Consider the following 26,993-nt stretch of genomic DNA (forward strand, 5'->3'; position numbering starts at 1 on the left):
AAGCCGATCGTCGGCGACAACGGCAGCGGCATGCACGTGCACCAGTCGCTGGCCAAGGGCGGCCAGAACCTGTTCTCCGGCGACGGCTACGGTGGCCTGTCGCAGCTGGCGCTGTGGTACATCGGCGGCATCTTCAAGCATGCCAAGGCGATCAACGCGTTCGCCAACTCGGGCACCAACAGCTACAAGCGCCTGGTGCCTGGTTTTGAAGCGCCGGTGATGCTGGCCTACTCGGCGCGCAACCGTTCCGCCTCGTGCCGCATTCCGTGGGTGGCCAATCCGAAGGCGCGCCGCATCGAGATCCGCTTCCCCGATCCGCTGCAGTCCGGCTACCTGACCTTCACCGCGCTGATGATGGCCGGCCTGGACGGCATCAAGAACCAGATCGACCCCGGTGCTCCTTCCGACAAGGACCTGTACGACCTGCCGCCGGAAGAAGAGAAGAACATCCCGCAGGTCTGCTCCAGCCTCGACCAGGCGCTGGACGCGCTGGACAAGGACCGCGACTTCCTCAAGGCCGGCGGCGTGATGTCGGACGACTTCATCGATGCGTACATCGCGCTGAAGATGCAGGAAGTGACCAAGTTCCGCGCGGCCACGCACCCGCTGGAATACCAGCTGTATTACGCCAGCTGATGCCGGCGTACGCGCACATCGCCACGCACGCGGAGGGCCTTCCCGAGGTCCTCCGCACCGCAGCGGTCGCGCACTGAGTTATCGCGGCGATGGCGACGGATCTCCCCTCCCACCCGTCGCCATCGCCGCACCTTATCGAGGACATCGCCTCGCGATGCCTTCGACCGGTTGGGGAACCGGGGCACCACCCGTCTTCGATTCTCGGAGATCGCACCAACGCTGTACCAGGGGAACCACAGGAGAGGTGCATGAACCGCTACTCCCTCCCACGTCATCCGTTCCAGCCGCAGGTCATCGCGGCGGGCACGGCGGCGGGTCATGCATCGCTCCGCACCGATCACGTGCACGCGGCCAGGGGGTTGCGCGCACCGGTGACCTGAAACCGCCGGCCGGCTCCGGTCGGCCGGTTCCATCCACCATCGGGGTATGCGCATGAAACTGATCACCGCCATCATCCGGCCGTTCAAGCTCGACGAGGTCCGAGAGTCCTTGTCGCAAGCGGGCGTGTCCGGCATCACCGTGACCGAAGTGAAAGGCTTCGGCCGGCAGAAGGGCCACACCGAGCTGTACCGCGGCGCCGAGTACGTCGTCGATTTCCTGCCCAAGATCAAGATCGAGACCGTCGTGACCGACGAGCGACTGGACGCCGTCATCGAGGCCATCCAGCAGGCCGCCGGCACCGGCAAGATCGGCGACGGCAAGATCTTCGTCACCACCATCGACCAGGTCATCCGCATCCGCACCGGCGAAGTCGGCGCGGACGCGCTCTAACACTCGGAGCCCCCACACATGAAGACTCGACTGTTGTCCGGGTGGAAGACCCGTGCGCACGTACTTTGCCTGGCCGCGTTGTGCGGCGTGATGATGACCGGCGTGGCGGCGAACGCCTTCGCTGCCCAGGACCCGGCCGCACCTGCGGCGGAGGCGGTTGTCGAAACCGTCACCGAGACGGTGGCCGAAGCGCCCGCGCCCGAGGCCGCACCGGCCGAAGCGGCCGCCGCCGAACCCGTGGTGGAGAAGGGCGACGTGGCGTGGATGCTGACCTCCACGCTGCTGGTGCTGCTGATGGTGGTGCCGGGCCTGGCGCTGTTCTACGGCGGCATGGTGCGTTCGAAGAACGTGCTGTCCGTGCTGGTGCAGGTCATCACCGTGTTCTCGCTGCTGGTGGTGCTGTGGATCGTCTACGGCTACAGCCTGGCGTTCTCCGGTGCGGGGCCGTGGATCGGCAACCTGGACAAGCTGTTCCTGAAGGGCGTCTCCGTCGACACGCTGGCGGCCACCTTCACCGACGGCGTCAGCCTGCCGGAGTACGTGTTCATCGCGTTCCAGTCGACGTTCGCCGGCATCACCGGCGCGCTGATCGTCGGCGCGTTCGCCGAACGCATCAAGTTCGCGGCGGTCATCCTGTTCTCGGTGCTGTGGTTCACCTTCGGCTACCTGCCGATCGCGCACATCGTCTGGGCCGGCGGCGGCTTCCTGTTCGAGAAGGGCGCGCTGGATTTCGCCGGTGGCACCGTGGTGCACATCAACGCGGGCGTGGCCGGCCTGGTCGGCGCGTACTTCGTCGGCAAGCGCCTGGGCTATGGCCAGACGGCGCTGAAGCCGCACAACGTGACGCTGACCTACGTCGGTGCCTCGCTGCTGTGGGTGGGCTGGTTCGGCTTCAACGCCGGCTCCAACCTGGAAGCCAACGCGGGCGCCGCGCTGGCCTTCATCAACACGCTGGTCGCCACGGCGGCGGCCGTGCTTGCCTGGGCGCTGACCGAGAAGATCTTCAAGGGCAAGTCGTCCGCGCTGGGCGTGGCCTCGGGTGCGGTGGCCGGCTTGGTCGGCATCACCCCGGCTGCCGGCCTGGTGGGTCCGTTCGGCGCCGTGGCCATCGGCTTCATCGCCGGCGTGGTCTGCGTGTGGGGCGTCACCGGCCTGAAGCGCCTGCTGAAGGTCGACGACACCGCCGACGTGTTTGGCGTGCATGCGGTCGGCGGCATCGTCGGCGCCCTCCTGACCGGCGTGTTCTATGCGCCGTCGCTGGGCGGCCAGGGTGGCGAGGACTTCGACATGGCGTCGCAGGTCGCGACCCAGGCGCTGGGCGTGGGCCTGACCATCGTCTGGATCGGCGTGGTGTCGGTGATCGCCTTCCTCGTGGCCAAGCTGGTGTTCGGCCTGCGCGTGGCCGAAGACGCCGAGCGCGAGGGCTTGGACATCGCCTCGCACGGCGAATCGGCCTACGAGGCCTGATGGCATGCCGGGGATGGCTTTGCACTAAACTGGTGCAATGTCGTCCCCGGTCCCGTCCCTGATGCGTTTCGAACCCACCACCGACGCGCTGAGCACGCCGGTGGCCTGGGCGGATGCCAGTGGCCTGGTCCGCGGCGTCAATCCCGCCTTCGCCCGCTGGCTGGGCGTCAGTACCCGCCGCCTGATCGGGCAACCGCTGGCGGCCCTGGAGATCGAAGGCGACGCCATGGCGCGCTTCCTGGACAACACCGACCGCGACGTCCTGCGCCTGCACCGGCTGGCACTGGGCATGCCGGGCGAGTCGCCCTGCTTCGCCGAAGGCTGGCTGTCGCGGCTGGACGGCGGTGGCTGGCTGCTGGAAGCGCACCCGGTCGACGAATTCCCCGCGCTCGACCCCACCCAGGTGCTGCCGAACGCGCTGAGTGCCGCGCTGAAGGGGCTGGCGCACGAGCTGCGCAATCCGCTGGCGGGCCTGAAGGGTGCCGCGCAATTGCTGGCACGCCGGGCGGCCCACCGCAGCGACAACGACGATGAGCGCGAGCTGATCGAACTGATCGAATCCGAGATCAACCGCCTCAACACGCTGCTGGAACAATTGCTGTCGCCGTCGCCGCAGCGCCCGCATGCGCCGTTGAACATCCACACCGTGCTGGAACGCGTGCTGCGCCTGGCCGAGAACGAAGGCGGCTGGTCGGTGCGCCTGCAGCGCGACTACGACCCCAGCCTGCCGGAACTGTCCGGCGACGCCGACCGCCTGACCCAGGCGGTCTGGAACCTGGTCCGCAACGCCCTGCAGGCGGGTGCGGCCAACATCATCCTGCGCACCCGGGTCGAACACGGGTCGCGCATCCACGACCACCTGCACGCGATGGCGCTGCGGGTGGAGATCGTCGACGACGGCCGCGGCGTGCCCGAAGCACTCGCCGAGCACCTGTTCCTGCCGCTGGTCAGCGGCCGCGCCGAAGGCAGCGGCCTGGGCCTGGCGTTGTCGCAACAGGTGGCGCGCGAACACCGGGGGTCGCTGACCTACCGCTCGCGCCCCGGCCACACGGTCTTCACCCTGCTGCTGCCGCAGTCGCCGCACGACACCGACGAGGAACGTCATGTCCATTGATCGCCTGGCCGCCGCCCCTGGCGCCGACGCGCGCCGCATCTGGGTGGTCGATGACGACCGCTCGGTCCGCTTCGTACTGGCCACCGCATTGCGCGATGCCGGCTATGCGGTGGACGGCTTCGACAGCGCCGCCGCCGCGCTGAGCGCCCTCGGTGCGCGCGGTGCGCCCGACCTCCTGTTCACCGACGTGCGCATGCCGGGCGATGACGGCCTGGTGCTGCTCGACAAGCTGAAGGCCACGCATCCGCAGCTGCCGGTCATCGTGATGTCGGCCTACACCGACGTCGCCAGCACTGCCGGTGCCTTCCGCGGCGGAGCACACGAATTCCTGTCCAAGCCGTTCGATCTCGATGACGCGGTGGCGCTGGCTGCGCGCACGCTGCCGGATGCGGAAGAGGCGGCGGATGCCGTGCAGGAGAGCGACGCGGCGCCCACGCCGCAACTGATCGGCGATACGCCGGCGATGCGTGCGCTGTTCCGCGCCATCGGCCGCCTGGCGCAGGCGCCGCTGTCGGTGCTGATCACCGGCGAAACCGGCACCGGCAAGGAACTGGTCGCGCATGCGCTGCACCACGAATCGCCGCGCGCGCGCAAACCCTTTGTCGCGCTGAACACCGCCGCGATTCCGTCGGAGCTGCTGGAAAGCGAATTGTTCGGCCACGAAGCCGGCGCGTTCACTGGCGCGCAGAAGCGCCACATCGGCCGCTTCGAACAGGCCGATGGCGGCACGCTGTTCCTCGACGAGATCGGCGACATGCCGTTGCCGTTGCAGACGCGTTTGCTGCGCGTGCTGGCCGAAGGCGAGTTCTTCCGCGTCGGCGGCCGCGAACTGATCCGCGTGGACGTGCGCGTGATCGCCGCCACCCACCAGGACCTCGACGGGCTGGTGGGCGAAGGCCGTTTCCGCGCCGACCTGCTGCATCGCCTCAATGTGGTCCGGCTGCAGTTGCCGCCGCTGCGCGAGCGACGCGCGGACGTGCCGCAGCTGGCCGAGAACTTCCTCGCCATGGCCACGCGCAAGCTGGACATCGCGCCCAAGCGTTTCAGCAATCCGGCGCTGGACCTGCTGCAGGCCCACGACTGGCCCGGCAACGTACGTGAGCTGGAAAACGTCTGCTGGCGCCTGGCCGCGTTGGCGCCGGCCGACGTCATCAACACCACCGACCTGCAGGGCGCGCTGTCGCATGCGCCGATCGCCGGCGGCCGCGGCGAATGGGACCACGCGCTCGGCGAGTGGGCGCGCCGCCGCCTGCTGGAGGGTGCGGAATCGCTGCATGCCGAAGCGCGCGAGCGGCTCGACCGCACGCTGCTCGAGGTGGCACTGGAACTGACGCATGGACGCCGCGCCGAAGCCGCCGCGAAGCTCGGCGTGGGACGCAACACGGTGACCCGCAAGCTGGGACCGGGGCGCAAGCGCGGATGAGCGGACGCCATCGCTTTCATTGAACATGAAGGTATCGGCCGTTACGGTAGCGGGCCACACCCTGCACCCGGAGCTCCCCATGCGCATCACTTTGCTGGCCACCGCCTCCGCCCTCGCGCTCGCCGCCTGCGGCACCACGCCGTCTCCGTCCTCGCCGCCGTCCTCGGCGACGACCGCCGTTCCCACCACCAGCACCGCGAAGCAGGCGGTCGCCGTGCTGGCCTCGGCCTCCGGCAGTCGGGTCAGCGGCAGCGTGACCCTGACGCCGATGGGCAAGGGCCTGCACCTGACCGGTGAAGTCGGCGGCCTGCCGGCCAGCGGCACGCACGCGTTCCACATCCACGAGAAGGGCGATTGCAGCGCCGCAGACGCGAGCAGCGCCGGCCCGCACTTCAATCCATTCAACGCCGCGCACGGCAAGACCGGCAGTGGCGCGCACCACGCCGGCGACATGAACAACCTGACCGCCAACGCCGAGGGCGTGGCGAAGGTCGATGCGCATATCGAGGGCGTCACCCTGGGCGGCGGCGCGATCAACGACGTGGCCGGCCGCGCCCTGATCGTGCACGCCGCACCGGACGACTACGCCAGCCAGCCCGCCGGCAACGCCGGTGCACGCGTGGCGTGCGGCATCATCAAGGTCACCCAGTAACACCACCGATACGTAGCGTGCGCCATGCGCACGACCGCACGATGTGTAGTTCCCGTGGTCGTGCGCGCGGCGCACGCTACGACCGCAGGGCTTCCCTTTAATCGGTCTTGCCGGGAATGTCGTGCGCTTACAGCGTGCCGATGGTGCGCGCCGAGTCCGACGGCAACGCGCCGGTCCGCGTGGCCGGCATCATCTACGTAGCGTGCGCTATGCGCACGACCGCACGATGTGTGGTTCCCGTGGTCGTGCGCGCGGCGCACGCTACGACTGCAGGGTTTCCCGCGCGTCGGTCTTGCCCGGGCAATGCGCGAACGTCACCGGGATGCCATGCGCTTCCAGCACCGCGGCGATCTGCTGCTGGCGCGCCTGGAAATGCTGGTAGGCGCGTTCCAGCTGCTCGTCGGTGGCATCCTGCGGGGCGTAGCGCACACGCCAGGCGGCCGGTTCGAACAGTGCGATGTGCACTTCGCCGCCCGAGTAGCGCAGCAGCGGTTCCGGCGGCGCATCCAGCCATTGTTCCTCGGCCGGCGCCATCAGCGCGGTCTCGATCACCGGCCACAGCGCGCCCAGGCCGCCGTGCTCGTACTGCATCGCCGTCATCGCCGCCAGGTCGTGCAGCGTCATGTAGCGCGCATGCTCGATCTGCGCGCCGAATGCGGTCTGCGCGAGCAGCGCGGTATCGGCCTGGGCCATGCCGGTTTCGAGCAGGACGGTTTCCAGCCGTTCGCCGACCGCGTCGACCGTCGGGCCATCGCCGGTCAGCAGGAAGGGCACCACGCGCAGCAGGCCGCCCCGCAAACCTTCTTCGGCCTGCAGCGGCAACGGAACATCGCCGTTCTCGTCGGTGCCGAACGCGATCAGCCGCGCGCCTTCACCGCGTCCCGGCGCACGCTGGTGCAGCTCGCGCAGGCGCTGGTGCAGCGACCAGCCTGGCCGGAGCGCTTCGGCGGGATCGAAATGCGCCGCGGCGAGGACGAGATCCAGGTCGCGGACCTGCGGTGCATGCACCGCGAGGTCGCGCCCCAGCTTTTCCGCCAGCCCGCTGGCCTCGGCAGCGGACAGGGCCGCGCGCTGTGGCGCATGCCCTGCCGCCAGTTCGAGGGCGATCACGCCCATGACGACGGGGCCGGTTGGGGATCGAGTCATGTCAGCGGTTGGAGGCGATGGAGGGGCGCATTACACTCCCCCATTATGCCTGCCGTACGCAGGCGCATCTTCACCCACCCCATCATCGCCATCCGCACCGAGGTCTCCATGCCCGCTCCCCGCCCCGTCGCCATCCTCGGCGGCGTCCGTATTCCGTTCTGTCGCCAGAACACGGCCTACGCGGATGTGGGGAACCTGGGCATGTCGGTGCGCACGCTGGGCGCGCTGGTCGAGCGCTTCGGGCTGCACGGCCAGCAGCTGGGCGAAGTGGCGATGGGCGCGGTGATCAAGCATTCGTCGGATTGGAACCTGGGCCGCGAAGCCGCGCTGTCGTCCGGCCTGTCGCCGCTGACGCCGGGCATCACCCTGCAGCGCGCCTGCGGGACCAGCCTCGACACCATCATCCATATCGGCAACAAGATCGCGCTGGGCCAGATCGAGTCCGGCATCGGCGGCGGTTCGGACACCACCTCCGAAGTGCCGATCGTCTACGGCAAGAAGCTGCGCGCGCGCCTGCTGGCCGCCAACCGTGCCAAGACCACGCAGGACAAGCTGAAGGCGCTGGTCAGCGGCTTCAGGTTCGGCGAGCTGAAACCCGAGTTCCCCGGCGTGGCCGAGCCGCGCACCGGCAAGAGCATGGGCGAGCACTGCGAGGACATGGCGAAGGAGTGGAACATCTCGCGCGATTCGCAGGACCAGCTGGCCGTGGCCTCGCACAAGAAGCTGGCCGCCGCCTACGAGCGCGGCTTCTTCGAAGACCTGATCGCCCCGTTCCGCGGGCTTGAGCGCGACAACATCCTGCGTCCGGACACCTCGCTGGAGAAGCTGGCCACGCTGAAGCCGGCGTTCGACAAAACCTCCGGCCGCGGCACGCTGACCGCGGCCAATTCCACCCCGTTGACCGACGGTGCCGCCGCGGTACTGCTCGCCAGCGACGAGTGGGCGAAGGCGCACGGCCATGAGCCGCTCGCCTACATGAAGGACGCGCAGGTCTCTGCCGTCGACTTCGTCCACGGCGAAGGCCTGCTGATGGCGCCGACGGTGGCCGTGCCCGAGATGCTCAAGCGCCACGGGCTGACGCTGCAGGACTTCGACATCTACGAGATCCACGAAGCCTTCGCCGCACAGGTGCTGTGCACGCTGCGCGCATGGGAAAGCGAAGACTACTGCCGCAACCGCCTGGGCCTGGACGCGCCGCTTGGCAGGATCGATCCGGCGAAGATGAATCCGAATGGCTCCTCGCTGGCGACCGGCCATCCGTTCGCCGCGACCGGTGCGCGCATCGTCGCCACCGTGGCGAAGGAACTGAAGCAGCGCGGCGGCGGCCGCGCGCTGGTCTCCATCTGCACCGCCGGTGGCATGGGCGTGGTGGCGATCATCGAGCGTTAGGCAGCAATGGAAGCCGATCCCAACGACGTCATTTGCACGTACCTGGGAGCCGGGCCGAGCGGTGGATACGATCCCATCGGCTCTGGCGAGACACGTCTGATTGCAACCTACGGCCCTCGCGGAGAAGCGCTGGCAGCGACTATCGCAAAGTACCTGTCTACACCAGGTCATCCTCCAGCTGGGAGGGCAAGCAACGATCTTGCTGCCGAGCAAGCGCGCTACCAGGAAAGACTGCGTGCCAGGTTCCCGGAGTTGAGCGTTCGCGCGGCCAACGCCTTAGCGTGTTACTGGTCGTTTTCTTGGAGATGATCTCCTAGTCAACGCTCTCGTTGGTCCTGCACCTGCGCACTCCCCACGCCATGCCGGTGGCCCTCGCTCACTGCGGTCACCGTGCCATCGGCGTTGAACACCAGTGCGTTAGCCGCGCCGATTTCTTCCGCGCGCGCCGACCAGCGCTGTCCGCGCGCAACCAGCGCTTTCGCATCCGTGCTGTCGGAATAACCCGGCTCGATGTCCGTGATCGCGCCGTTGCGCTGCGACAGCCGCGGCGCATCGATGGCCTGGTCCATCGGCATGCCCAGGTCGATGTGGTTGACGATGGTCTGCAACACCGTCGTGATGATGGTGGACCCGCCCGGACTGCCGAGCGAGAACGCGGGCCTGCCGTCCTTCAGCGCGATCGTCGGCGTCATGCTGCTGCGCGGGCGCTTGCCGGCTTCCGGAATGTTCGGATGTGGTGGAGTGAAATCGAAATCGGTCAGTTCGTTGTTGAGCAGGAAGCCGTAGCCCGGCACGACCATGCCGCTGCCGCCCCAGTCCTCGATGGTGAAGGTGTAGGCGACGACGTTGCCGTCCTTGTCGGAAACGGTGAGGTGGGTGGTGTGCGTGCTTTCCGGTTGCAGTGCGCCTGACGCAGGCCTCAGCGGAAAGCTGGGATCCTGCTGGAACGGATAGGGGTCGCCCGCCGCGACAGGACCCGATGCGGCGCGCACCGCGTCGATAAGGGAACGGCGTTGTGCCGCGTAGTCCTTGCTCAGCAGCCCCGCCACCGGTGCATCGACGAACTCGGGATCGCTCAGGTACGCATCGCGGTCGGCGAACGCGAGCCGGCTCGCCTCCAGGTACACGTGCTCGACCTGCGTGCGCGGCATCGACGCCAGGTCGTAGCCTTCGAGAATGTTCAGGGCTTCGAACACGGTGATGCCGCCGCTGCTCGGCAACGGCATGCCGTAGAGGTCGTAACCGCGGTAGGTGGAATGCACCGGCAGGCGCAGGCGTGCTTCGTAGTTGGCCAGGTCCGCCAGCGACATGCGACCGCCGCGCACGGAGATGCCGGCGGTGGTCGGTGGCCGATTGACCGTGTCGACGATGGCGCGCGCCAATGGCCCGTCGTAGAACGCAGCGACCCCGCCGCTCGCCAGCAGCCGGTAGGTGCGCGCGAGATCGGGATTGCGCAACGGGGTGCCGGGCGGGATCGCCTTGCGGTTCCGCAGGTACAGCGCTGCCGTCGCCGGGAAGCGATTGAACTTGCGCTCGTTCTGTTCCACCAGGTGCGAGAAATTGGCATCGACGGTGAAGCCTTCGTCGGCGACCGAGATCGCCGGCGCGAGCACCTGCGCGAACGACATCGTGCCGTAACGCCGCAGTGCCTCGTCCCAGCCGCGCACGGTGCCGGGCACGCCGACGGACAGGCCGCTGGCGACGACGGTGTCGAAATCCATTTCCTTGCCGTCTTCGATGAAGAGCGTCGGCGTGGTGGTGGCGGGCGCCGTTTCGCGATGATCGATCGTGATCACGCGCTGTTCCTTCGCCAGGTACACGACCATGAAGCCGCCGCCGCCGATGCCGCAGCTGAAGGGATCGGTCACGCCGAGCGTGGCTGCCGCCGCCACCGCAGCATCTACGGCATTCCCGCCCTGGTCCAGGATCGTCATCGCGGACTGCGTGGCCTGCTCGCTGATCGTGGCGGCGGCCCCCCCGGTTCCCCTGGCGACCGGTGTCTTGGCCTGGGTGGCCGTGGCCACCAGCGCGACCAGAAGCAACGAGACGCGCAGAAGTCGGTTCATCGGACGTCACCGCATGACAGGCCGCCGGATTGTCACACGTGCGGCCGCTCGCCACGCGGGTGTCCGGGCATGGAATGATGTCCGCCAACCCCGGTGGATGGCGCCGGGCGTTGGACGTCTGACCGGCCTGTCGGCCACCACCCTGCTTGGAGCTTGCATGCGCACGCCAAGGATGTATCGCGTTGTCCCCATGTTGATCGTGTCCGTCCTGGCCATGTCGTGCAGCAAGCACGAGAGGGCGCCTGCCGAGGCCAGTGCGGATGCGGCGGTAGCGAGCGAAGCGGCCCCGGACGGCTTCGCCGCAGCGGCGGCTCCGCAGGATCTCGAAGTGCCCGCGCTGCAGGAACCCGGCGTTGCGGCTTCGCACCTCGCATCCGATGCCCTGGTGCAGACCGATCCGCAGCGCCGCTTCATCCGCACCGCGATGGCGGAGTTCCAGGTCAAGGATGTGTACCGAACGGCGCTGGCCATCGAGGACGAAGTCGCGAAACAGGGCGGCTTCGTCGTCGACAACGACATCCAGGCGCAGGTCCAGCGCGTGCAGAGCCGGCCGATCGGCCATGGCAAGCGGCTGGAGTTGTCCGAGTATCGCCTGCAGGGCACGTTGACCGTGCGCGTCTCCAGTGAGCGCACGCAGGTGTTCCTGCGCGCCATCGCGTCGCAGATGGAATTTCTGGACAGGCGGACCTTCAACGCGCGCGATGCGCAGTTCGATCTGTTGCGCCAGCAGCTTGCGCGTCAGCGTGCGCAGGATGCGCAGCAGGAACTCGGCGCGGCCGTGCAGGCGGGTGGCAAGCTCGGCGACAAGGCCGATGCGATCCAGGCGCGTGGCGAAGCTCGCACCAGTCGCGACGAGGCGTTGATCGCGCAGAAGGAGTTCGAGGATCGCGTGGCGTTCAGCACCATCACGCTGTCGCTGGGCCAGGACGCCCGGATACGCAGCAGCGAGCGTGTCGACGTGGAGGCGGTATTGCGCGACAACGGCCCCGGCTTCTTCAGCCGGCTGGGTGAATCGCTCGCGGTCGGGTGGCGCGGTGGCCTGGATATCCTGGTGGTGCTGGCTGCGGTGTGGCCGCTGTGGCTGGTCGCGCTGGCTGGCGTGCTCGCATGGCGCCGCTGGCGCAGGAAGCCGGCGGCAGGCTGAAGACGGCGCGACTGCTCAGCCCCTGAGCCGCGGCAGCCCGTGTTCGTCGCGCTCCTCCACGACGGCCGCGTCGTGGATTTCCTGGCGCATGTCGCGCACTGGCAGGCGGACGGAGGCTTCGCCGCGCGATGCCTTCAAGGCATTGGCATAACACTGCTGCGCCGTGCCGGCATCGCCGGCCTCGCTGAAACCGAGGCCCAGTTCTTCCCACGCTTCGGCACCTGCGCCCTGCGCGAGCGCGCGGTGCAGGAATTCCTGCGCCTGCGCCCATTGCCCCTGCAGGCGCGCGAGCCGGCCCAGCGTCACCAGCAGGCCGGGGCTGGCGGGCCGCGCCTGCAGCCAGTGCTGCGCGCTGGCGCGACGCGAGTCGAGTTTGCCGACGGGGAGGCGACCGTACAGTGACGCAAGGTCCTCGTTCCAGTGCGATTCCAGCGCCTGCTCGATGCTGCGTGTCGCGGCGTCTTCCCAGCGCAGCGCAGCCGCGCGTTCCGCGTAGGCAGCGACCACCGCCGGCTGGTGGCGCAGTGGTTTGGTGAGCGCTTCCCAGCGTTCGGCCAGGATGTTGGGGTCGTGGGCTTCGCGCAGCGATTGCGACGCCAGGCGGGTTTCCAGCGTATCGAACGTGGTCGGCGCCAATGCCTGCTGCTGCTTCAGCGCACCGAGCAGGCCATAGGCTTCGCCGGCGCGATGCGTGGCTGCCAGCGCCTGCGCGCGCAGCTCCAGGCCGCGAGGCGGCAGCGGCTGCACGTCGGCGGCATCGAGCGCCGCGAGGGCATCGAGCGGACGCGCCTCATCGAGTGCTATCTGCGCCGACGCCACGGCATGGGCGGAAGCGGAGCGTTCGCGCAGTGCGGCCAGATGCCGTTGCACGGCGGCGACGTCGCCACGCGACAGGGCCGCGCGCACCGCCGCGACGCGCGCGATGGCGCCGACCTCGTCGTCGTCCGCCGCGCGCTCCAGCAGTTTCTCGGCCTTCTGCCAGTGGCCGCCATGCAGGGCCTCCAGGCCGTCGATGAGGCGCGCCCGCGCCTGCTTGCGGCGATGGCGTCCCCAGGTACGGAACGGCAGCGTGACCAGTTGCCATGCGAGCCAGGCCAGCGCAGCGGCCAGCGCCAGCGCGAGCAGCGCGCGCGGCACGTTGGTGTGCAGGTCGTAACCGGCGAAGCGGACGAAGACCTCGCCCAGGTCGCGGTCGGTGCCCGCCATCCATTGCGCCGCCAGCACGCCGGCCAGGACCAGCAACAGCAGCATCACCACGGTGCGGAACGGCTTCATGGGGTCACCTCGGGCGTGATCGGCGCCAGCCGCACGCCGGCGTTGCGCAACACGCGCAGCTGTTGCAGCGTGCTGCCCAGTTCGGTCGGCCGCGCGGGTGCGGGCGTCGCCTGCAATGTGCGCAACTGCGCGTGAACCTGCCGTCGTTGGGATGAGTCCGGCCACAATTGCGGCAGCCATGCGTCCACGCGCGCGAGCGCCGCGCGGTAGGCGGCATCGTCGTCGCGCTCGACGGCGGCACGCGCCAGGCTGATTTCCACCTGCAGCGCGGCATTGGCGGCAGCGCGTTCGGTGGGCGCCACCAGGGTGGTGTCGCGTGTCGGGCGGATATCGACGAACGGCGCCAACCAGCGTTGCCAGGCCGGGCGCGAGGCCGCGGGTACGTCTGCGGCGGCGCCGACCGGCAGCCCGGCCAGCGCCACCGCCACGGCATCCAGGTGCGCGAGCGTGTCCGCTTGCGCACCCGCGCCCAGCGCGTCCAGTGCCGTGCGTTCCTGCGCCAGCGCCTGCTTCAGGTTGAGCAGCCGATGGTCGTCGATGCCATCGAGCGCGCCAGCCGCCAGCGCATAGGCGCGTCGTGCGCCGCCAAGGTCATGGGCGATGTCCAGCCGCTGCGCCGCCTGCGAGAGCAGCAGTTCCACTTCGTCCAGCCGCAGTGCCTGCGCGCCATGCCGGTTGGGATCGGTGAGCTTGGCAACGCTTTCTTCCAGCAGGGCACCGCGCTGGCCCAGCCCGAGGACTTCGTCGCGCAGTACGCGGTTGGTGGCAGCGGCGTCCAGCAACCGTTGCGCCTGCGCGCGCTGGTCGCGGCGCAATGCCTCGGTGCGCGACTCCAGCGCTTCGAGGCGCTGCTCCGCTGCGGTCTTCGCGATCTGCGCTTCCATGCCGCGCGCCAGCCACCACGCCCAGCCGCGCCAGGCGCCGACGCCGACGACCAGCACCAGCAGGGCCGCGACGACGAGCCGTCCGTTGACGCCGGCTGGGGATGAAGAAGGTGGATCGTCGTTCACAAGCATCCTGGACTACCGGCAGAACGTGATGGATGCCGCAGATGCTACCGGATGCCGGCGGGCCGGACCGTGCACGCCGCCTTCATCAACTGCGCGGGGCGCGGCCCGTCGGCCACGACGACGCGCGGAAATCCGGCACGCAGCGCGGCGCCGGCCAGGCGCTCGCTGGCGGCCACGACCGCAGCGGTCTTCAGGCGGGCGGCGAGGGCTGGCGACAGATGCGACAGCACCTCTTCCAGTGCGCCTCCACTGCTGAGCAGCAGCACGGCTGGCGCGTCCAGGCGCGCCAGCGCTTCCTGCGCGCGCGCCGGCAGGGCGATGGGGTCGCGATGGTAGACCTCGGCCCGGTGCAGCCGCGCGCCGCGCGCCGCCAGTGTCGGCGTCAGCAGGTTGCGGCCGTCGGGTGCGGTCACGAAGCCGAGGTCGGTATCGCGCACGGCGGCAAGTTCGGTCATGGCCAGCAGGCCTTCGCTGTCCATGCGGGTCGGGAATGCGACGCGGCCGATGCCGGCCCGGCGCAGCGCCCTCGCCGTGCCTTCGCCCACGGCGAGCCAGGCCTGTCCGGCGTGCGCCTGCAGCGGTTGCAGCGACCGTGCAGCAGCGACGGCCGCCGGACTGGTGAAGACGACGACCGGACAGGCCAATGCAGCGCGCAGTGCGTCACGCGTGGCGCCGTCGTCGTTGGTCCGGATGCGCCACGGCGACAGCGCCAGCAGGCCCGCGCCGTGCCGGGACGCGGCGCGGCGTAGCGCATCGTGGCCGCCCTGGGGCCGCAGCGAGATGACGTACCATGCCGGCGGCGTTGGATGTCCCATGCGCGGATTATGAGCGATGAGTCCGGAAGAAGCCCTGCAGGAACTGCGTGAATACTGCCTCGCCATGCCGCCGGTGGCGGCGATGCGGGTGAACGTCGACGGCCTCCATGGCGAGGCCTTGCGGCTGACCGCGCCGCTGTCGGCCAACGTCAACGACAAGGGCAATGCTTTCGGCGGCAGCCTGACGTCGCTGATGACCGTGGCGGGCTGGGGGCTGGTGACGCTGAAGCTGCGGCTGGCCGGGCTGAAGGCCGAGGTCTATGTCGCCGACAGCCAGATCCGCTATCTCGCGCCGCTGTATGGCGACCTGGTCGCCGACGCGACCTTCGCCGAGGGCCAGTCGCTGGAGACGTTCGTCGACACGCTGGTTCAGCGGGGCCGCGCGCGCATCCAGGTGGAGGCCTGTGTGCAGCTGCCTGAAGGCGGCATGGCGACCACGCTGAGTGGCCGCTTCGTCGCCATCGCGAAGCGGTAGCATGCGGACATCATCGGGGGAGTGGCCGTACATATGATCGGAAAGTGGCTGTTGGCGGCGGTACTGGCGCTGGTGCTCGCACCGGCATCCGCGCAGGGCCGGCTGCAGCGCAACAAGCTGCCGCCCCTGCAGGACGCCTACGCGGCGGCCGTCCGGTGGGGCGATTTCGAGAGCGCCTGGCAGTTCGTCGATCCCGCCTACAAGGCTGAGCACCCGATGACCGAGCTGGAGTTCGAGCGTTACCAGCAGGTGCAGATTTCCGGCTACCGCGACCTGTCGACCAGCGGCGGACCGGACGGCACCATCGAGCGTGCCATCGAACTGCGTGTCGTCAACAAGCACACCATGGCGGAACGGACGATGCGTTACCGCGAGCGCTGGCGCTGGGACCCTGAAGCCAAGCGCTGGTGGCTGGTGGTGGGCCTGCCGGACCTCTGGCACGGGGAATAGCCTCCGGCGCCCCGATGGCGTCCTGTGCGACAATCGCCGCCCGCTCGAAGATCGCCAACCCCGTGAATTTCGAAGAAATCCTGGCTTTTGCCACCCGTTCGCCCTTCAACCAGATGCTGTCGCTGGCCCTCGTCGGCCTGACGGTCGCCATCGTCTACACCGAGCTGTCGCGCCTGTTCCGCGGCTACAGGACGCTGCGCCCCGCCGAGCTGACCCAGCTGGTCAACAGCGAGAACGCACTGGTCGTGGACCTGTCGGCAAGCAACGATTTCGAGAAGGGCCACATCGCCGGCAGCCGCAATGTGCTGCCCAGCAACTTCGACCCCGACAGCAAGCTGCTGGCCGGGGCGAAAGCCCAGCCGGTCGTGCTGGTCTGCCGCACCGGACAGGCATCCGGTGGCGCCGCCAAGCGCCTGAAGAAGGCCGGCTTCGAAAAGGTCTACGTGCTGGACGGCGGTATCGCCGCCTGGCAGCAGGCCGACCTGCCGTTGATCAAGGGCCGCTGAGCCCCGGGTGGCCGCGGAACCGCCCTTGAACCGGGCGCCGCGTGTCGCCATGACATACTTTCCATTCACCGCTGCAATCCAGATTCCGGAGTCAACGAAATGTCCGACGAGACCACCAACGGCGCGGTTGCGCCTGCCGCCGAAGCCGCTGGCCCCGCTTTCACTGTCGAGAAGATCTACGTCAAGGACGTTTCCTTCGAGGCTCCCGGCGCGCCGGCCGTGTTCGCCGAGAACGTGCAGCCGGAACTGCAGCTCAACCTCAACCAGCGCGTGCAGCGCCTGGGCGAGAACGCCTTCGAAGTGGTGCTCGGCGTGACGCTGACCTGCAAGGCCGGCGACAAGACCGCGTACGTGGCGGAAGTGCAGCAGGCCGGCATCTTCGGCCTGATCGGTCTGGAACCGCAGGCCGTGGACGTGCTGCTCGGCACGCAGTGCCCGAACATCCTGTTCCCGTACGTGCGCCAGCTGGTCAGCGACCTGGTGCAGGCTGGCGGTTTCCCGCCGTTCTTCCTGCAGCCGATCAACTTCGAAGCGCTGTACGCCGAATCGCTGCGCCAGCGCACACAGGGCGGCGAAGCCAGCCTGGCCAACTCGGAACCGGCCGGCAACGCCTGACCGGCGATGCATGGTCCCGTCAGGGCGGCGACGCCGCACACAGGGGTGACGGATGTCTGACCCGAAGTCCGCCGATGTGCTGAAGATCGCGGTGCTGGGCGCCGGCTCGTGGGGTACCGCCCTGGCCGCGCTGATGGCGCGCCATGGCCACCAGGTGACGTTGTGGGGTCGCGACCCGGTGGTCGCGGCCGCCATCAACCGCCAGCACGAAAACACCCGCTATCTGCCCGGCATCCCGTTGCCGGACAGCCTGCGCGCCACCACCGACCTGGCCGCGTCGCTCGCCGATGCCGATCAGGTACTGGTGGTTGTCCCGTCGCACGCCTTCACCGAAACCCTCCGCACGCTCGCGCCATTGCGCCCGGCCAAGGCCGGCGTGGCGTGGGCGACCAAGGGGTTCGAAACCGGTTCGGGCCGTTTCCTGCACGAGGTGGCGGAGGAAGTACTGGGCCCCGACGTGCCGATCGCGGTCGTGACGGGGCCTTCGTTCGCCAAGGAAGTCGCACTCGGCCTGCCGACCGCCGTCACCGTGCACGGTGCCGATCCGGAATTCGCGCAGGCCGTCGCCGACGTGATGCACGGCCCCGCGTTCCGTGCCTACACCGGCGACGACATGGTCGGTGCGGAACTCGGTGGCGCGATGAAGAACGTGCTCGCCGTGGCGACCGGCGTATCCGACGGCATGCAACTGGGCCTCAATGCCCGTGCCGGCCTGATCACGCGCGGCCTCAACGAGATGCTGCGCCTGTCCGCCGCCATCGGTGCCAAGCCGGAAACCCTGATGGGTCTTGCCGGTCTCGGCGACCTCGTGCTGACCTGCACCGGAGACCTGTCGCGCAATCGTCGCCTGGGCCTGGCGCTCGGGCGCGGCCAGTCCCTGCAGGATGCGGTGCGCGAAATCGGCCAGGTGGTGGAATCGGTGCAGACGGCCGACGAAGTCATGCGCCAGGCGGATCGCCATGGCATCGACCTGCCGATATCCAGCGCGGTGCGTGCCGTCCTGCACGGCGATCTGACCCCGCGCGATGGCCTGCAACACCTGCTCGCGCGCGAGCAGAAGCCGGAGTATCCGGAGACGCTGTTCAAGTAAGGCGCATCACCGTGCGATGAAACAGGCCCGGCAACGCCGGGCTTTCTCTTGCATGGTTCCCACACAAAGAAAAGCCCGGCCGTGGGGGCCGGGCTTTGGGGTGCGACGCGGGGAGAGAGGACGCGTCGCGGGGGAACGTTGTCGCGGATTACCAGCTGAAGCGCGGACCCACGAACCACTGGGTGTCGCCGTCGATCAGCTTGACGTCGGCCGATGCGCTCCAGTTCGGGGTGAACTTCACCTGCGCACCCAGGCGGCCGTAGAACTCGCCGTCGTAGTCGCGGCCGCCGTCTTCATAGCCTGCCAGTGCATAGCCGTTGAGGCGGTTGGTCAGCGCGCTGTTGACGCCGACTTCAACGCTGTAGCCATCGGCGCTGAGGCTGGGGAAACGCACGTTGCCGGCAGTGAAGCTGTCCGTCTTCGCCTTTTCATAGGCCACGCGGGTCAGCAGGTCGACGCGCTGCGAGAGCTCGTGGTTGTAGCCCAAGCCAATACGCCACTGGTCGAAGTCGACATTGACGTCGTCCACTTCCTGTTTGGTGTAGTCGGCGAAGACGTGGAAATTCGGATGCACGGCCACGGAGCCTTTCAATGCCCAGCCATCGGCATCGGGACCATTGACGTTGGTCGCGGCGTAACCGCCTTCGACATAGTTGTAGGAAACGCCTTCCGCGGCCGAAGCGGCGAAGGGAGCGGCAGCCAGCAGGGTGAGGGCAAGCAAGGACTTCTTCATGGGGCGTACTTCTCTCTTGTTGTTGTGTGTCCGTCCTGGTGGAAGCGACGGTGGTCGAAGTATCCGCTTCGGCTCACAACATCTCCTGAATATAAAACTGACCAGTACATAAATTACCCGTCCGTCGCGGGAACTTCTTCTTGCGTCCTGCAGCGGCGCACGAATGCGATGCATGTCCGCTTCATCCGAAAAGACGCGAATTGAAAAGACGGGCGGAAGGATTCCGCAGCGCGGGGATATGCGCAGGTTTTTTTTTGAGCGTCGGGAGACACGCGATGATGGAAGAGCGCGGCTGGGAGCGGGGACTCGGGGACGGAGATGCGGAGATGGTCGATACGGCTGCCGCATTGCAACTGGATCAAGCGCGTTGGGACGCGATCGTGGCAATATTGCCGCCGCTCGTTCGCGCACGCGCGATGAACGGGGTGCGGACCCGCGCGTTCATGGAAGCGGTGCTGTGGATCGCGGTCACCCGCCAGCCATGGGGTCGATTGCCCTCGGCATGGGGTCCGTGGCACAGCATCTATGTGCGGTTTACCCGGTGGGCGCAGGACGGCATCTGGGATGAAGTGATCGCATCATTGCAATCGCATGCCGACATCGCCGACCCCCTGCGCCGGCTCGTCAGCGACTACCTGCTCTCGCACCATCCAGCGTCCGTCAACCGACGCGCCGGTCCACGCTTCACTCCATTCTGATTGCAGTCGGGTCTCCAGGTCCGGTGGCCTGATACCAAGACGTTGGCGCCATGCCTGCCGAGAACACCGTCGTGGTCATCGAGACCACCGGCCATCACATGCACATGGCCGACATCATGCTCATCGTCCACGGCGACGATGAGCACTCCACGCATCACACATCCACCAGATTTGCCTGGATGCGGTCCGGCGTGCGATCGATATCGATGCGGTGAGACTGCCCGATCGCACGCCGCGGATCGCCCGCAAGCTCGGTTGACCGAGGTACTCGTCAATCGGTGTCGGCGTCGCTATCGCGTGCATCGGGCGATTGCCTCGCAACGATGCTGGTGGCGGTCAGGTCACCGGTGACATTGCCGGTGGTCGCGAACACATCGGGAATGGTGTCGACGGCCAGCAGCAGGCCCAGCGGTTCGATCGGCAGACCCATCGACTGTGTCACGGGCATGACGGTCGCCATGAAGCTGACCTGCCCGGGCAGGCCGATCGACCCCAGGCTGATCACCACGGCGAGCGCCGCGCCGGCGGCAAGCGTCACCGCGTGCACGTCGATGCCGTAGGCCCATGCGACGAAGCACGCGGCGACGATGTACTGGATCGGGCTGGTGATGCGGAACAGCGTCACCGCCATCGGCAGCACCAGCGCGGCCACCGCTCGCGGGTGACCAAGGCGGAAACGCGCGCTTTCGACCATCGCGGGCAGCGACGCCAGCGACGACTGCGTGCTGGCCGCCACCACCTGTGCCGGCAGGATGGCCTTGGCGAAGGCGAGCGGCGACTGCCGTGCGAAGACGGCCACCAGCACGTAGCAGATCAGCGTAGCGCCAAGGTACATCCCGCATTGCAGGGCGATGTAGCCGGCCAGTGCACCGATCACGCCGATGCCGGCCTGTGCGCAGACGGCGAGCACCAGGGCGAAGACCCCGATCGGCGCCGCCAGCAGCATCCAGCGCACGATGACGATCATGGTGTCGGCGATGCCGTGGCAGAAGCCGATGATCTGCGCACGGCGATCTTCCTGCACGCGCGTGAGCGCGAAGCCGAAGAACAGCGCAAACACCACCACCGGCAGCATGGCGCCCTGCGCTGCAGCCATGATGGCGTTGCTGGGGACCACGGATCCGATCCAGTCGGAAAGTCCCGGCGCCGCAGTGCCGCCCGCCGGCGGCAGCGTGCCATGCAACGTCGCGGTGAGGTCCGCGCTGGGCGGCACCAGCGACAGCACCAGCGGGGCCACGATGGCGGCATAGGCGGCGAACAACGACAGCAGGGAGATGAATACCACCATCGCGCGCCGCGCCACGCGGCCCGACGCGGCGGCATCGCTGGCGGTCGCGACGCCGAGGATCACCAGTGACAGCACCAGTGGCACCACGGTCATCTGCAGGCCGCTGAGCCACAGTTTGCCGATCGGCTGGGCGATGGCCACGGCCGTGACGGCGGTGGCTGGCAGCCAGTGCGCCAGCGACAGGCCGACGATCGCGCCTGCGGTGAGGCCGAGGAGTACGCGCGCCGTGGCGCCTGGCCACCTCATCGGGCTGCCTCCGGCAACTGCCAGTCCCGGGAGAGGCGCGTGTACTCGGTACGCGGCAGCAGCACGAAGACAGGGCGCGCGTCAGGGCGCAGCCAGCCCAGCAGGCTGTCCATGGTCTCGCTGGCCATGGCCGTGCAACCGGCGGTGGCTTCTCCCGGCATGCGCCACAGGTGCGCGAAGATGCAGCTGCCGGCGCGGGGTATCGCGCCGGGGTTGTGGCCGATCACCAGGCCTTCGCGGTAGCGCGGATCGCCCTCGTTGCGCAGGTCGAGGCGCATGGGTTCGGTGGAACCTTCCGCAGCGGCTTCGCCTTCGTCGCGTGTATCGATGATGCGGTTGTACAGCGGCGAATCCGGAACGTCGATGCAGTAACTGGTCGCGTGCATTGGACGATACGGCATGGCGGTGCGGATGCTTTCCGCGTAGCCGAAGGCATCGCCCAGCGTGAACACGCCTGCCGGCGCGCGACCGTCGCCTTCCTGTTTCTGCGGTCCCTGCGCCTGCGCCGGATGCAGCCCAAGCCCCCACGCTGCACCGTTCCGTCCCACCGAGATCGGCGCCGGGTTCGACGCCGCCTGCCAGTGTCCGTCCCGCATTTCGAAGCGCTGCAGGGTGCCCGTGGTGGTGTTCCAGTCATCGGTGATGACAAGCACCAATTGGCGGGCATCGCGCCAGGCGTGCGGGGCCGCGACCACCGCCTCCGCCGCCTGAGCGTGCTGGGCGAACGAGGCCAACATGAGCGCGGCAAGCGCGATCGGGCGGAAAGGGCGAAACGGGAATGAGGTGGCGGGCATCAGGATTCCAGCAGGTGGTGGATGCGCTCGAGGTTGATGGCGAGCTGGCGGTTGCGATCCGGATTGGTCTGGCACAGCAGCACGAAGACGAAATCCAGCAGCGATTGCAGCGATGAGCGGTAAAGCAGCTGTTCCACGTGCGGCGCGGGATCGTGCGCCGAGATCACCAGCGCGGCGTCGGCGTGCGCGCGCAGTGGGTTGGCGGTATGCCGGGTGATCGAGATGACCTTGCCCTCGCAGGCCTGGAACTGGCGGCTGACCTGCGACAGTTCGGGCAGCTTGCCGAACTCGGAGAACATCAGCAGCACATCGCCGGGGCGGGCGGCCGACAGGTTGGCCATCATCAGGATGGGGTCCGCGTGGTGCACGGTCAGCAGCCCGAGCAGCGACAGCCGCATGGCGAACTCGCGCGCGAACAGGCCGTCATCGCCCAGGCCGCAGACGAACACCTTGCCCGCTTGGTCGATCAGTTCGACGATCGGCTCAATGTGCGTGCGCGGGTTGAGGCTGCGCGTCTCCTCTTCGGCGGCCATCTTGCTGCGGCGCAGGCCGTCCTGGAGTTGCTGGTAAGCGTCGGCCGTGTCGTGCTCCACCGAATCCGGCGGCTGCATCTGGCCGTTGCCATTGCGGGCGACCGCCTCACCGATGGTGTACTTGAGGTCGGGATAGCCCTTGAAGCCGAACTTCTGCGCGAACTTCACAACGCTCGACTGGCTGATGCCCAGCGCGCTGGCGAGTTGCTGCGACGAGTAGTCGCGCAGCAGGTGCGCGTTGTCGAGGATGAAGTCGGCGATGCGGCGCTCGATGGCCGACATCTGGTCGCGTTCGGAGCGGATCTTCACCAGGGACGTTGTCATGGGGTGAGTGTGATGGCGTGGAAGTGGGCTGACAACGGGCCATCGCCACCGGGCTCAGCCCGGCAGCAGCTCCAGGCCGCGGATCTCGCGGATGCCCAGGCCCGGCGCGTCGGTAATGGTGATTTCCGACTCGTTGAAGATCACCCCGCCCTCGACCGGATTGAACTGGCCCAGCGACGGGCCGTCCAGGTCCACCTTGGTGATGACGTTGGCTTTCGCCGCCGCCACGTGCACGGCAGCGGCCACGCTGATGCTGGTTTCGATCATGCAGCCGATCATGCACTCCACGCCGTACAGCGAGGCGATGTCGGCGATGCGGATGGCGTTGGAGATGCCGCCGGTCTTCATCAGCTTGATGTTGATGATGTCGGCGGCGCGCATCTTGATCAGGTCGATGACTTCGGTGGGGCCGAACACGCTTTCGTCCGCCATCACCGGCGTGTGCACGCGGTCGGTGACGTACTTCAGGCCGTCGAGGTCGCGCGCCTTCACCGGCTGCTCCAGCAGTTCCAGCACCACGCCGGCGTCCTCCAGGTGCTGCATGGCGAACACTGCCTGCTTGGCGGTCCAGCCCTGGTTGGCGTCCAGCCGCAGCAGCGCGCGGCCCTCCACGGCGGAATAGATGGCCTTCACCCGTTCGATGTCCAGGCCGATGTCCTTGCCGACCTTGATCTTCAGCGACTCGAAGCCACGTTCCACCGCGCTGATCGAGTCGGCGACCATTTTGTCGATGTAGTCCACGCTGATGGTGATGTCGGTGGTGATGACGGGATCGCCGCCGCCCAGCATCTTGTACAGCGGCGCGTCGTACAGCTGCGCCCACAGGTCGTAGACCGCGATTTCGACCGCCGCCTTGGCGCTGGTGTTGCGCTCCAGCGCAGTCTGCACCAGCTCGGTGATGTGGTTGAGGTTGGCGATGTCCTGGCCGATCAACCGTGGCCGGATGAACTTGCCGATGGCCTCGACGATCGAGCCGTGCGTGTCGCCGGTGATGACGGCAGTGGCGGGGGCTTCGCCATAGCCGACGTGGCCGGTGTCGGTCTTCACGATCACCACGATGTCCTCCACCGTGTCGACGGTGCGCAGCGCGGTCTTGAACGGTGTCTTCAGCGGCACGCGCAGCATGCCGAAGGTGATGTCGGTGATCTTCATGGAGCCCCTTGGGGACGGATGCGCTGGATGGCGGTGATGCGGTCGACGGTGGGCTGCTCGCTGTTGAACAGCAAGGGTTCCAGCGGGGTGACGGCCACCGAGTTGAGCGTGGTGCGAACGACCTTGCCGTCGGCGCCGCGGTACGTGATGCCGGTGGTGTCGTGGATGGTGTACGTGGTGCCGTTGTCGTGGCCGATCACCATCATCACGTGGCCCGGGATATAGACCAGGTCGCCGACCTGCAGCGTGCGCAGCACGGCGAGCCGCTTCTCGTGGCTGTCGCCCGGTTCGAATCCGATGCGTTCCAGCGCCGGGCTGACCGCCTGCGCGCTGGTGTTGCGCGGCAGCACGATGCCCATGCTGCGGTACACCTCGGAAACGAAACCGCTGCAGTCGCGGCTGTCGTAGCTGTGGCCCCAGCCGTAGCGCTCGCCGAGGAACTTGAAGCTCTGGCGCAGCAGGTTGGCGGAGGTATACGGCAGGTAGCTTGGCGCGACGTCGGCGGTGCGCTGCAACAACGCAGGCAACAGTTCCAGCGAACCGTCGTCACGGCGCACCGGCAGCTGGATGACATGCGAGGTATACGGATGCTGCCCGTTCACCGGCTTGTCGGCCGGCCAGTCGGACAGCACCGGGACCCGCACGCCCATGTCCAGTTGCAGCGCGGAGAGGCCGGGTTCCTCGGGGTTGTAGACCGTGCGGGCGGTGGCGCCGGTGACCACCAGGACCGGCGTGCCCGTGCCGTAGTCGAACACCGTGTCGCGGGAACCTTCGCCGACGAACCGCTTTTCGATCCATGCGGCGTACAGCGGACTCACCACGAAGTACCACTCGCCGTCGGCGCTGGTATGCGCGATCACCACCGGCGTGCCAGGGAACAGCGCACTTTCCTGGAAGCGGTCGATGTCGGTGTCGCCCTGGCTGCTGAAGACGCGCTGGCGGGTCGGGAAGGTGCGCAGGTCGGCGCGGTGCACGACCAGGCCGTAGCGCGCGGGGGCGGTTGCGGCGACGGTATCGACGGCGGCATTGTCGGCGATCGCCGAAAGGCGCGGCTTTGCGATCTCCTGGCCGCGGTCGTCGTACAGGGTGCGGGTCGGCGGGGCGGACAGTGGATCCAGCCAGCTGCGGACCTGCGCGCGCGTGAGTTCGGCGGGCAGGTCCCGCAACACATGGACATGCCGGTCGTGCTGCCACATGCGGGTGTTCTGCGCCGCCACGCCGGCGGGATCCAGCAGTACGCGATCCGGCCTGTCCAGCCGATGGATCCAGTCATCGGCCTGGAGATGCCGGTCCTGCACGCCGACGACGGCATTGGGGGGAACGGGCAAAGGTTCGCGAGCCTGTGCAGACAGGCCCGTGACCAGGGCGCCCAGCAGGAGAAGGGCATTCAATCGGCGGGCCAGGGCGGTACGTCCGGGCATCCCGGGCCGCGTGTCCGGCCGATACGGCATCGATGCGTTCATTCACTCCCCTCGGTCAGGCTCCGTCCCCCTGCCACCATGACGCCAGGCGGGCAGCGGATTCCACAAGAATATTTATTTCTTCTTGAAGAAAAATCAAGAATAAATTATTGACCCCCATGTTCACGCCGTGTTACACAGCCGTCACCGGTCGGCGTGGGGATGTGCGACGTGGATGCCAGCAGGAGCCAGCACGTGGTGACAGTACGCGGCAGGCGCGCCCGGCGCCGTCTGGCCGCGTGGCTGTCCCTGTGCGGGTGGCCGATGGTACTCCCGGTGCCGGGTCTGGCCGAGGCCGGCGATCCGCTGGCCGGCATCGTGGCGGACATCGACCAGGGCCGCTTCCAGCAGGCCGAAGCGGCCATCATGGCGGCGCTGGTGGGCGGGCATGCGGATGCCGACGATCTCCAGGCCCTGCAATTCCAGCGCGAGCGCATGCGTCGCATCCGCCTCGACTTCGCCCTCGATGCCACCACGGTGCGCGACCGCATCCGCGCGCAGATCCCCGATCTGGGCGAAGAGGAGTTCCAGCGCTGGGACAGCGCCGGCCTGATCGAGCGGCTGGATATCGACGGCGAACCGCGCTACTTCAACCGGTCCGCGTCCAATCTGTTCCGCCTGAGTCCCGAGGCCGCTGCGCGCCGTATGCCGCCGGTGCGGCCGTTCGCGCAGGGGCCTTACGAATCGTTGCACCGCCATCATCGTGACGTGACGCAGGTGGCGAAGGCGACCGGTGCTACCAGCGTGCTGCCGCGCCGCGTGCGCATCACCCACACCCTCAGCGTGAAGCCCGACGCCGTGCCGGCGGGCGACACCGTGCGCGCATGGCTGCCGTACCCACGCGCCATCGCAGGCCAGCAGGAAGCGATCGCGCTGGTGGACAGCCGACCTGCGCGTCCGCAGGTGGCACCGGAGCGCGCGCTGCAGCGCACCGCGTATCTCGAACAGGCGGCAGTGGCAGGCACGCCGACGACGTTCTCGGTGACGTACGAAGTCACCGTGCATGCGCGCCGGGTGGCGATCGATCCTGATCGCGTGGTGCCGCCCCCCGCGACGCCCGAACTCGCTTCCTATCTCGTCGAGCGCGCACCGCATGTCGTCTTCGGCGATGACCTGCGCCGATTCAGCGAACAGGTCGTGGGCGACGAGACGAATCCCTATCGCGTCGCGCAGAAACTGTTCGCCGCCGTGGACCGCATCCCCTGGGCCGGCGCGCGCGAATATTCCACGATCAGCAACCTCAGCGACTACGCGTTCCGCGCCGGCCATGCCGACTGCGGCCAGCAGACGCTGCTGCTGATCACGCTGCTGCGCATGAACGGCATTCCCGCGCGCTGGCAATCCGGCTGGGCCTTTTCCGAAGACGTCGAAGGCCACGACACCATGCACGACTGGGGCGCGCTGTACCTGGCGCCGTACGGGTGGGTGCCGATGGACGTGACCACCGGCCAGTTGGCCTCGGACGACCCGGCGCTGCGCTGGTTCTATCTCGGTGGACTGGATGCCTACCGTGTTGCCTTCAACGACGACTATTCGCGCGAGTTCATCCCCGCCAAACAGCATGTGCGGTCCGAAACCGTGGACTTGCAGCGCGGCGAAGTCGAATGGAAGGGCGGCAACCTGTACTTCGACCAATGGGATTACCAGTTCGAATGGACCGTGCTGCCCCGGGATGGGCGCGGCTGATTCCACCACCACACGATTCAACCAACCTCTTTAGC

General features: G+C 68.2%; 26 protein-coding genes and 2 pseudogenes. 17 read left to right on the top strand and 11 right to left on the bottom strand.

The window, feature by feature from the left end; all coding sequences use genetic code 11:
- The 7 genes and pseudogenes from glnA to V7060_RS06425 form a co-directional block, all read left to right on the top strand.
- Positions 1–636, top strand: a pseudogene (glnA, locus tag V7060_RS06395) (glutamine synthetase); the annotation flags it as partial.
- 248 nt (positions 637–884) lie between these two features.
- Positions 885–1,016 (top strand): hypothetical protein, encoded by a 132-nt coding sequence (locus V7060_RS06400; protein ID WP_334178417.1) that lies wholly within the window; start codon positions 885–887, stop codon positions 1,014–1,016.
- A 52-nt stretch (positions 1,017–1,068) separates the two neighbouring features.
- On the top strand, positions 1,069–1,407 hold the full coding sequence (locus tag V7060_RS06405; protein ID WP_056880236.1) for a P-II family nitrogen regulator: 339 nt from the start codon (positions 1,069–1,071) through the stop codon (positions 1,405–1,407).
- A gap of 18 nt (positions 1,408–1,425) precedes the next feature.
- Positions 1,426–2,874 carry an ammonium transporter gene (locus tag V7060_RS06410; RefSeq protein ID WP_334178418.1) on the top strand — a complete coding sequence of 483 codons (1,449 nt, stop codon included), beginning with the start codon at positions 1,426–1,428 and terminating at the stop codon, positions 2,872–2,874.
- Between the two features lie 37 nt (positions 2,875–2,911).
- Positions 2,912–3,988, top strand: coding sequence for an ATP-binding protein (locus V7060_RS06415; protein WP_334178419.1), 1,077 nt, complete (start codon positions 2,912–2,914; stop codon positions 3,986–3,988).
- Entirely contained in the window at positions 3,978–5,411 is a 1,434-nt protein-coding gene (ntrC, locus tag V7060_RS06420) for a nitrogen regulation protein NR(I) (RefSeq protein ID WP_334178420.1), read from the top strand. The genes V7060_RS06415 and ntrC overlap by 11 nt, the downstream gene beginning before the upstream one ends.
- A gap of 79 nt (positions 5,412–5,490) precedes the next feature.
- Positions 5,491–6,071 (top strand): annotated as a pseudogene (locus tag V7060_RS06425) (superoxide dismutase family protein); the annotation flags it as partial.
- Positions 6,072–6,324: 253 nt separating this feature from the next.
- Here V7060_RS06425 and V7060_RS06430 read toward each other — a convergent pair.
- Positions 6,325–7,209, bottom strand: coding sequence for a hypothetical protein (locus V7060_RS06430; protein WP_334178421.1), 885 nt, complete (start codon positions 7,207–7,209; stop codon positions 6,325–6,327).
- 108 nt (positions 7,210–7,317) lie between these two features.
- On the opposite strand from V7060_RS06430, the gene V7060_RS06435 reads away from it, so the two are divergent.
- Positions 7,318–8,598 (top strand): acetyl-CoA C-acetyltransferase, encoded by a 1,281-nt coding sequence (locus V7060_RS06435; RefSeq protein WP_334178422.1) that lies wholly within the window; start codon positions 7,318–7,320, stop codon positions 8,596–8,598.
- Positions 8,599–8,915: 317 nt separating this feature from the next.
- Here V7060_RS06435 and ggt read toward each other — a convergent pair whose 3' ends face one another.
- Positions 8,916–10,664 (bottom strand): gamma-glutamyltransferase, encoded by a 1,749-nt coding sequence (ggt, locus tag V7060_RS06440; RefSeq protein WP_334178423.1) that lies wholly within the window; start codon positions 10,662–10,664, stop codon positions 8,916–8,918.
- Between the two features lie 190 nt (positions 10,665–10,854).
- Between ggt and V7060_RS06445 the strand changes: the two genes are divergently transcribed.
- Positions 10,855–11,808 carry a DUF4349 domain-containing protein gene (locus tag V7060_RS06445; protein WP_334178424.1) on the top strand — a complete coding sequence of 318 codons (954 nt, stop codon included), beginning with the start codon at positions 10,855–10,857 and terminating at the stop codon, positions 11,806–11,808.
- A 15-nt stretch (positions 11,809–11,823) separates the two neighbouring features.
- On the opposite strand, the gene V7060_RS06450 is transcribed toward V7060_RS06445, so the two are convergent.
- Genes V7060_RS06450 through V7060_RS06460 form a run of 3 tightly spaced genes read right to left on the bottom strand, consistent with a single transcriptional unit; the run spans position 11,824 to position 14,908 of the window.
- On the bottom strand, positions 11,824–13,083 hold the full coding sequence (locus V7060_RS06450) for a heme biosynthesis HemY N-terminal domain-containing protein (RefSeq protein ID WP_334178425.1): 1,260 nt from the start codon (positions 13,081–13,083) through the stop codon (positions 11,824–11,826).
- The gene (locus V7060_RS06455; protein ID WP_334178426.1) at positions 13,080–14,093 is read right to left on the bottom strand and encodes a uroporphyrinogen-III C-methyltransferase; all 1,014 of its coding nucleotides are present in this window, start codon (positions 14,091–14,093) and stop codon (positions 13,080–13,082) included. The genes V7060_RS06450 and V7060_RS06455 overlap by 4 nt, the downstream gene beginning before the upstream one ends.
- A 44-nt stretch (positions 14,094–14,137) precedes the next feature.
- Positions 14,138–14,908 carry a uroporphyrinogen-III synthase gene (locus V7060_RS06460; RefSeq protein ID WP_334178427.1) on the bottom strand — a complete coding sequence of 257 codons (771 nt, stop codon included), beginning with the start codon at positions 14,906–14,908 and terminating at the stop codon, positions 14,138–14,140.
- A 16-nt stretch (positions 14,909–14,924) separates the two neighbouring features.
- Between V7060_RS06460 and V7060_RS06465 the strand changes: the two genes are divergently transcribed.
- The 5 genes from V7060_RS06465 (at position 14,925) to V7060_RS06485 (ending at position 18,044) form a co-directional block, all read left to right on the top strand.
- Positions 14,925–15,383, top strand: coding sequence for a YiiD C-terminal domain-containing protein (locus tag V7060_RS06465; protein WP_334178428.1), 459 nt, complete (start codon positions 14,925–14,927; stop codon positions 15,381–15,383).
- Positions 15,384–15,416: 33 nt separating this feature from the next.
- Positions 15,417–15,833 (top strand): hypothetical protein, encoded by a 417-nt coding sequence (locus V7060_RS06470; RefSeq protein ID WP_334178429.1) that lies wholly within the window; start codon positions 15,417–15,419, stop codon positions 15,831–15,833.
- Positions 15,834–15,895: 62 nt separating this feature from the next.
- On the top strand, positions 15,896–16,339 hold the full coding sequence (locus V7060_RS06475) for a rhodanese-like domain-containing protein (RefSeq protein ID WP_334178430.1): 444 nt from the start codon (positions 15,896–15,898) through the stop codon (positions 16,337–16,339).
- A gap of 99 nt (positions 16,340–16,438) precedes the next feature.
- Positions 16,439–16,954, top strand: a complete 516-nt coding sequence (secB, locus tag V7060_RS06480; protein ID WP_334178431.1) for a protein-export chaperone SecB — start codon at positions 16,439–16,441, stop codon at positions 16,952–16,954.
- A gap of 52 nt (positions 16,955–17,006) precedes the next feature.
- Complete coding sequence (locus V7060_RS06485; RefSeq protein ID WP_334178432.1) at positions 17,007–18,044, top strand: NAD(P)H-dependent glycerol-3-phosphate dehydrogenase; 1,038 nt, start codon at positions 17,007–17,009, stop codon at positions 18,042–18,044.
- Positions 18,045–18,192: 148 nt separating this feature from the next.
- On the opposite strand, the gene V7060_RS06490 is transcribed toward V7060_RS06485, so the two are convergent.
- Positions 18,193–18,777, bottom strand: coding sequence for an Ax21 family protein (locus V7060_RS06490; RefSeq protein WP_334178433.1), 585 nt, complete (start codon positions 18,775–18,777; stop codon positions 18,193–18,195).
- A 278-nt stretch (positions 18,778–19,055) separates the two neighbouring features.
- On the opposite strand from V7060_RS06490, the gene V7060_RS06495 reads away from it, so the two are divergent.
- On the top strand, positions 19,056–19,475 hold the full coding sequence (locus V7060_RS06495; RefSeq protein WP_334178434.1) for a transposase: 420 nt from the start codon (positions 19,056–19,058) through the stop codon (positions 19,473–19,475).
- A 50-nt stretch (positions 19,476–19,525) separates the two neighbouring features.
- Complete coding sequence (locus V7060_RS06500) at positions 19,526–19,690, top strand: hypothetical protein (protein ID WP_334178435.1); 165 nt, start codon at positions 19,526–19,528, stop codon at positions 19,688–19,690.
- A 56-nt stretch (positions 19,691–19,746) separates the two neighbouring features.
- Here the strand turns inward: V7060_RS06500 and V7060_RS06505 are convergent, their stop codons facing one another.
- Genes V7060_RS06505 through V7060_RS06525 form a run of 5 tightly spaced genes read right to left on the bottom strand, consistent with a single transcriptional unit; the run spans position 19,747 to position 25,203 of the window.
- Entirely contained in the window at positions 19,747–21,009 is a 1,263-nt protein-coding gene (locus V7060_RS06505) for a dicarboxylate/amino acid:cation symporter (RefSeq protein ID WP_334178436.1), read from the bottom strand.
- Positions 21,006–21,746 carry a hypothetical protein gene (locus V7060_RS06510; protein WP_334178638.1) on the bottom strand — a complete coding sequence of 247 codons (741 nt, stop codon included), beginning with the start codon at positions 21,744–21,746 and terminating at the stop codon, positions 21,006–21,008. Before V7060_RS06510 ends, V7060_RS06505 begins: the two co-directional genes overlap by 4 nt.
- Positions 21,747–21,802: 56 nt before the next feature.
- Positions 21,803–22,660, bottom strand: a complete 858-nt coding sequence (locus V7060_RS06515) for a MurR/RpiR family transcriptional regulator (RefSeq protein WP_334178437.1) — start codon at positions 22,658–22,660, stop codon at positions 21,803–21,805.
- Positions 22,661–22,714: 54 nt separating this feature from the next.
- Positions 22,715–23,812 (bottom strand): dipeptide epimerase, encoded by a 1,098-nt coding sequence (locus tag V7060_RS06520; protein WP_334178438.1) that lies wholly within the window; start codon positions 23,810–23,812, stop codon positions 22,715–22,717.
- Positions 23,809–25,203: an SH3 domain-containing protein gene (locus tag V7060_RS06525; protein ID WP_334178439.1), complete on the bottom strand. Its 1,395-nt coding sequence runs from the start codon at positions 25,201–25,203 to the stop codon at positions 23,809–23,811. The genes V7060_RS06520 and V7060_RS06525 overlap by 4 nt, the downstream gene beginning before the upstream one ends.
- Before the next feature lie 333 nt (positions 25,204–25,536).
- Here V7060_RS06525 and V7060_RS06530 point away from each other — a divergent pair, with 333 nt between their 5' ends.
- Positions 25,537–26,958 (top strand): transglutaminase domain-containing protein, encoded by a 1,422-nt coding sequence (locus tag V7060_RS06530; protein WP_334178639.1) that lies wholly within the window; start codon positions 25,537–25,539, stop codon positions 26,956–26,958.
- The last annotated feature ends 35 nt before the right edge of the window (positions 26,959–26,993 follow it).

This window comes from Pseudoxanthomonas sp. (assembly GCF_036845285.1).
Taxonomy (GTDB): domain Bacteria; phylum Pseudomonadota; class Gammaproteobacteria; order Xanthomonadales; family Xanthomonadaceae; genus Pseudoxanthomonas_A.

Bases quoted from the DNA above. Each gene is read 5' to 3' on its own strand.
- V7060_RS06400 (WP_334178417.1), top strand. From the start codon at position 885: ATGAACCGCTACTCCCTCCCACGTCATCCGTTCCAGCCGCAGGTCATC.
- V7060_RS06405 (WP_056880236.1), top strand. From the start codon at position 1,069: ATGAAACTGATCACCGCCATCATCCGGCCGTTCAAGCTCGACGAGGTC.
- V7060_RS06410 (WP_334178418.1), top strand. From the start codon at position 1,426: ATGAAGACTCGACTGTTGTCCGGGTGGAAGACCCGTGCGCACGTACTT.
- V7060_RS06415 (WP_334178419.1), top strand. From the start codon at position 2,912: ATGTCGTCCCCGGTCCCGTCCCTGATGCGTTTCGAACCCACCACCGAC.
- ntrC (WP_334178420.1), top strand. From the start codon at position 3,978: ATGTCCATTGATCGCCTGGCCGCCGCCCCTGGCGCCGACGCGCGCCGC.
- V7060_RS06430 (WP_334178421.1), bottom strand. From the start codon at position 7,209: ATGACTCGATCCCCAACCGGCCCCGTCGTCATGGGCGTGATCGCCCTC.
- V7060_RS06435 (WP_334178422.1), top strand. From the start codon at position 7,318: ATGCCCGCTCCCCGCCCCGTCGCCATCCTCGGCGGCGTCCGTATTCCG.
- ggt (WP_334178423.1), bottom strand. From the start codon at position 10,664: ATGAACCGACTTCTGCGCGTCTCGTTGCTTCTGGTCGCGCTGGTGGCC.
- V7060_RS06445 (WP_334178424.1), top strand. From the start codon at position 10,855: ATGTTGATCGTGTCCGTCCTGGCCATGTCGTGCAGCAAGCACGAGAGG.
- V7060_RS06450 (WP_334178425.1), bottom strand. From the start codon at position 13,083: ATGAAGCCGTTCCGCACCGTGGTGATGCTGCTGTTGCTGGTCCTGGCC.
- V7060_RS06460 (WP_334178427.1), bottom strand. From the start codon at position 14,908: ATGGGACATCCAACGCCGCCGGCATGGTACGTCATCTCGCTGCGGCCC.
- V7060_RS06465 (WP_334178428.1), top strand. From the start codon at position 14,925: ATGAGTCCGGAAGAAGCCCTGCAGGAACTGCGTGAATACTGCCTCGCC.
- V7060_RS06470 (WP_334178429.1), top strand. From the start codon at position 15,417: ATGATCGGAAAGTGGCTGTTGGCGGCGGTACTGGCGCTGGTGCTCGCA.
- secB (WP_334178431.1), top strand. From the start codon at position 16,439: ATGTCCGACGAGACCACCAACGGCGCGGTTGCGCCTGCCGCCGAAGCC.
- V7060_RS06485 (WP_334178432.1), top strand. From the start codon at position 17,007: ATGTCTGACCCGAAGTCCGCCGATGTGCTGAAGATCGCGGTGCTGGGC.
- V7060_RS06490 (WP_334178433.1), bottom strand. From the start codon at position 18,777: ATGAAGAAGTCCTTGCTTGCCCTCACCCTGCTGGCTGCCGCTCCCTTC.
- V7060_RS06495 (WP_334178434.1), top strand. From the start codon at position 19,056: ATGGAAGAGCGCGGCTGGGAGCGGGGACTCGGGGACGGAGATGCGGAG.
- V7060_RS06500 (WP_334178435.1), top strand. From the start codon at position 19,526: ATGCCTGCCGAGAACACCGTCGTGGTCATCGAGACCACCGGCCATCAC.
- V7060_RS06505 (WP_334178436.1), bottom strand. From the start codon at position 21,009: ATGAGGTGGCCAGGCGCCACGGCGCGCGTACTCCTCGGCCTCACCGCA.
- V7060_RS06510 (WP_334178638.1), bottom strand. From the start codon at position 21,746: ATGTTGGCCTCGTTCGCCCAGCACGCTCAGGCGGCGGAGGCGGTGGTC.
- V7060_RS06515 (WP_334178437.1), bottom strand. From the start codon at position 22,660: ATGACAACGTCCCTGGTGAAGATCCGCTCCGAACGCGACCAGATGTCG.
- V7060_RS06520 (WP_334178438.1), bottom strand. From the start codon at position 23,812: ATGAAGATCACCGACATCACCTTCGGCATGCTGCGCGTGCCGCTGAAG.
- V7060_RS06530 (WP_334178639.1), top strand. From the start codon at position 25,537: ATGGTACTCCCGGTGCCGGGTCTGGCCGAGGCCGGCGATCCGCTGGCC.